This window comes from Microcoleus sp. Pol7_A1 (genome assembly GCF_036701085.1).
In the GTDB taxonomy this organism is placed as follows: domain Bacteria; phylum Cyanobacteriota; class Cyanobacteriia; order Cyanobacteriales; family Microcoleaceae; genus Microcoleus; species Microcoleus asticus.
The window spans coordinates 1-3,772 of the sequence record NZ_JAUBQD010000135.1 but is presented as its reverse complement, the minus strand read 5'-3'; the positions used below and the strand labels follow the sequence as shown (position 1 = coordinate 3,772).

Below are 3,772 nucleotides of genomic sequence, written 5' to 3'. Positions count from 1 at the left end.
ATGAATTACGCACTTGATTTAGCTAAATACTTAATCTTATCATGTTTTAGGTTGAAATTAAGATGCGTTTACCCTGCTCTTCGCTCCCAGATCGGGCTAACCATAAACAGATTAATGCGGCCCCATTGACTGCGGTCGATTGCGATTGATAAAGTTTGACCAACACGGCAATAAGTAATCAACCAATAAGTAATTAATGGGAACCAAATTAGTGAGATAGTTAAGTGAGACAAATCGAGAAATCTTTGTAGTTTTCTACGCCGACTTTCTGTTGTAATTGGATAGGGAAATACCCGGGAGAGCCGTTCTAATCTCACTTGTTTTTCTGATTGTATCAAGGGTAGCAAGATTCCAATCAGTTTAAATTGAGCTGAACTTAGTTGTTTTTTTAAATGAATGAGGTAGAATGTTGGTATCATTATTTTTTAGATAGGCAAGCGTGTAACAATTATGCTGCCTATCTTTTTTTAGCACACATTGGCTCAATCCTTACAAAGGTATGGGTTTCAGGCTGGTTGTTACCCCCCCAGTATGCAATACTCGATCGTGACAATAAAAAAATGAATAACTTACAACTTTTACAAAAAGATATGGAAAAAGAAATAGCCCAATTAGAATCTTTCATTAAAAGCGATATTGATGCTGTGAGAACTAAAACGAGCAATAGCTGTCAGGATGGCGCTCTCCGGTAAGCTTTACTATGAAATCAGCAAAATATTAGGTGTAAGTGAATTCTTTGTGGATTATTGGAAAAAGATTTTTAAAACCAAAGGCATCGAAGGAATCAAACTAGGATATAAAGGCTCACAAGGGTATTTTACAAAACGACAAACGGATGTAGTAGTCGAGTGGTTAAAGAATAAAGAATCTTGGAACTTAGATGAGTTAGTGACTTATGTAGAGCAAGAGTTTGGTGTGATATATAAATCAAAACAGAGCCCTGCATGAACTTTTCGCTCGGGCGAATATTAGTTGGAAAAAACCTCAAAAAGTTAATCCCAAATTCGATGAAGAACTGGTAAAACAAAAGCGGGAAGAAATTAACGAGATTTTATAGAAAAACAAGGCAGGCATAGAATATGGGAAAATAATAGTATTGTTTTTAGATGAATGTCATCTACTTCATGGCGATCTGACAGGCTACATTTGGGGTCAATCGCAGCGGATAATTGAAGTTCCTATTACCAATGAAAAAAATAGACAAACTTATTTGGGGACACGCTCATTTTCAAAGCAAACAATTTCACGTTCAAAGTTATTCATCTGAAGCTTAAAAATCAACAGTTAAATTCATAAAATACTTACAAAATAAATATATAAAACAGAGAAAAATCTTGAGTTGGGAGGGAGTTGTTTATCATAAAAATGGAGAATTTAAAGAATTTTTAGCATAAGTAAATAGTGATAAATAACCGTCATATTGGTCAATAACTTGTATTTTATTTGCTCCCAATTCGCCAACAGAATCCCGTTGAATATATTTGGTTACAAGCTAAAAACTTTTTAACAAAGTATTGGTATTTATGTATGTCTTTTAAGATCGTCAAGTTTTTGTTTGAGTTCTTCACTAAGGAACATAAATTTTATTTCCCCAAAATTCATCAGTACACTTATAAAGATAAAACCATTTAGGATTGCTATAGAGCAAAAGCTGAATAATAAAAATTTGGCTAGATGATGCCAGAATTAGTAAGTAAAAAAAAGAGGAGTTGAGGGGCAAATCAAATGAGTTGGAAAAGATGCGGAATAATGGCTCTGTTGCTGTTGGCGGCAGGCTGCGCGGAAAAGAGAGAAATGTTCATTACACAGAAACAATTTGGAGAACGATGGCCGCTCACTGTACCTCATGGAAGATTGTCGTGTACTCGTTTCAGCGGTAAGGCAGGGAATATTATTTTTTTATTTGAGGGCTACGAATATTTTGTTGGCAACAGCTCCGAAGGAACAGAGCAAGACCAGTACCGCCCGATTGAGCTACTTGTGAAGGCGAAGCCCGAGTACAGAAACCCGCGTGCAAAAATGGACATCCGTGTGTTGCTTGATGAAGGTTTAAGACTGTGTGCGAACTAATTTTTTATTAGTAAATAAGCATTCTAGTCTTACAACTTGGGTGCTTATATCCAAACTATATATAGCAAAAATTGAAGAACAAAAACTTTTTTTATTCATCGCATCGTTAAGAAAAGTAAGAGAAACTGGGAGCAAGTCTAATGAGTTTTAAAAAGTGTGTAGCGATAAGTTTATTGCTATTGGTGACAGGTTGCACGACGCAAAAGAAGGAGCGACTTATTACAGAAAAAAAAATTAGTAAGGATTGGCTCCTTATTGTACCCAGTGGAACCCTGGTTTGTGTAGCGTCACCCTTGGAATCTCGGTCTATTTTCTTTATTTCTCCTGATGGCAAACGATACAATCTTATTAATCAATACTCCGGACAGTTTTTGGAACGATACTACAAGCTTACGCGGCGCAAGGAGCATAAAAAAGTCGAATTAAATGTAAGTCAGGCGTGGAGCTGACATTGATTTAATTATCCACAGTGGCTCCAAGTCTTAGAACATAAGCCATTGGGCCCTATAAAAACTGTCCGGACTATTGATTAATGCAGAAGAATAACTCTCAATTTTTTCGATTTTGAAACCTGCCCCACAAAACTCATACTCTAAATTTGTCAATCCCGAATGGCTACTTAAAAAAGGAATGAAGTTGTGCCCTGAACCATTTTGGTTAGCGCCTCCATAACAGTTGCGGGGCGCTAACCAAAGTTGTTGAATTTAATTCCAAACTATTGAACGCTAGCTATACCACTAGCAATATCATCAATGCTAGCCTTTCCCTTCCGTGCTTAAAAACTGAAGAGACAACCAGGGACGAGGGGCTTTCTGGGTAACTCGATGTGTTTAGGTTCCTCAGAGTTCTGACTTTTTCCGTCATTTTTTAATAATAAGAATCAATGAGAATCACTGTAAGTTGTTTCTTTGCAAATTGACCGTGCTGCAAGTGCTACGCCATGCCCTAGCTTGGACAAGCAGTTGCTCAATCAAAGGTGTTTTGCTATCGGTGTAGCGATCGCGGTCGGCTCGAAATTTGACAGCCAAGTCACGCTTCAAGGCTTCATACTGCTGTGCGGCATTTGGGTGCGTCCGAAGGAAGTCCCGAAAGAGGACGTGTGTTTCCCAAAACTTACTATTCAACTTTACTAAGTGAATTTGATGGGTGCGAGGCATTCCTCGACGAAAATAGTGCCGCCCTGGAATCCCTAGCTCCCCACAGTAGAGATATCCGAGAGTTTTGAGGCCAGCAATCTGAGTAGTTTGAGGTAATATATGTTCTACGCCCAAGAGAATATCGATAACTGGTTTCGCCGCTAGTCCTGGTACGGAGGTACTGCCAATATGCTGGATATCCGCAACGGTATTGCCAAGGGCATCGAGAATGTGGCTTTTTTCCTGCTCGTACAGGAGGGGCCAATCAGCATCGTAATCAATAACTAAAATAGGGTCTTCCATAGTTTGTAAGGTTGAATTAAATGCCATAGGGCTTTGCGGTGTCATTTGAACTGGTGGCCTTCTCCCCCCCTAACTAATCCTTGGAAGTCGGTAGGAATTGGACTCAGTTTGAGTTACCTTGAGTTACCTTGAGTTATTTTGACTTTTAGAGCCGATTGCCCGCAACTCCTCCGGCTCACCCTGCGAGATACAGCACTTCCGGATGTTATGAGGTACAATAGAATCGACTAAAAATAATATTATACCAATGAAAGCATACTCAG

Annotated in this window: 5 protein-coding genes; 4 read left to right on the top strand and 1 reads right to left on the bottom strand. The window is 38.7% G+C overall.

What is annotated here, in order from left to right; genetic code table 11:
• Positions 1-560 precede the first annotated feature (560 nt).
• From QUA20_RS31435 to QUA20_RS31425, 4 genes are all read left to right on the top strand, one after another.
• Complete coding sequence (locus tag QUA20_RS31435; RefSeq protein WP_333194248.1) at positions 561-692, top strand: hypothetical protein; 132 nt, start codon at positions 561-563, stop codon at positions 690-692.
• The gene (locus tag QUA20_RS31430; RefSeq protein ID WP_333194247.1) at positions 676-948 is read left to right on the top strand and encodes a hypothetical protein; all 273 of its coding nucleotides are present in this window, start codon (positions 676-678) and stop codon (positions 946-948) included. The genes QUA20_RS31435 and QUA20_RS31430 overlap by 17 nt, the downstream gene beginning before the upstream one ends.
• The gene (locus QUA20_RS32250; RefSeq protein WP_445304739.1) at positions 923-1,057 is read left to right on the top strand and encodes a winged helix-turn-helix domain-containing protein; all 135 of its coding nucleotides are present in this window, start codon (positions 923-925) and stop codon (positions 1,055-1,057) included. The genes QUA20_RS31430 and QUA20_RS32250 overlap by 26 nt, the downstream gene beginning before the upstream one ends.
• Before the next feature lie 668 nt (positions 1,058-1,725).
• Positions 1,726-2,070: a DUF2511 domain-containing protein gene (locus tag QUA20_RS31425; RefSeq protein WP_333194246.1), complete on the top strand. Its 345-nt coding sequence runs from the start codon at positions 1,726-1,728 to the stop codon at positions 2,068-2,070.
• 890 nt (positions 2,071-2,960) lie between these two features.
• Here QUA20_RS31425 and QUA20_RS31420 read toward each other — a convergent pair.
• Complete coding sequence (locus QUA20_RS31420) at positions 2,961-3,509, bottom strand: GrpB family protein (protein ID WP_333194245.1); 549 nt, start codon at positions 3,507-3,509, stop codon at positions 2,961-2,963.
• Between the last annotated feature and the right edge of the window lie 263 nt (positions 3,510-3,772).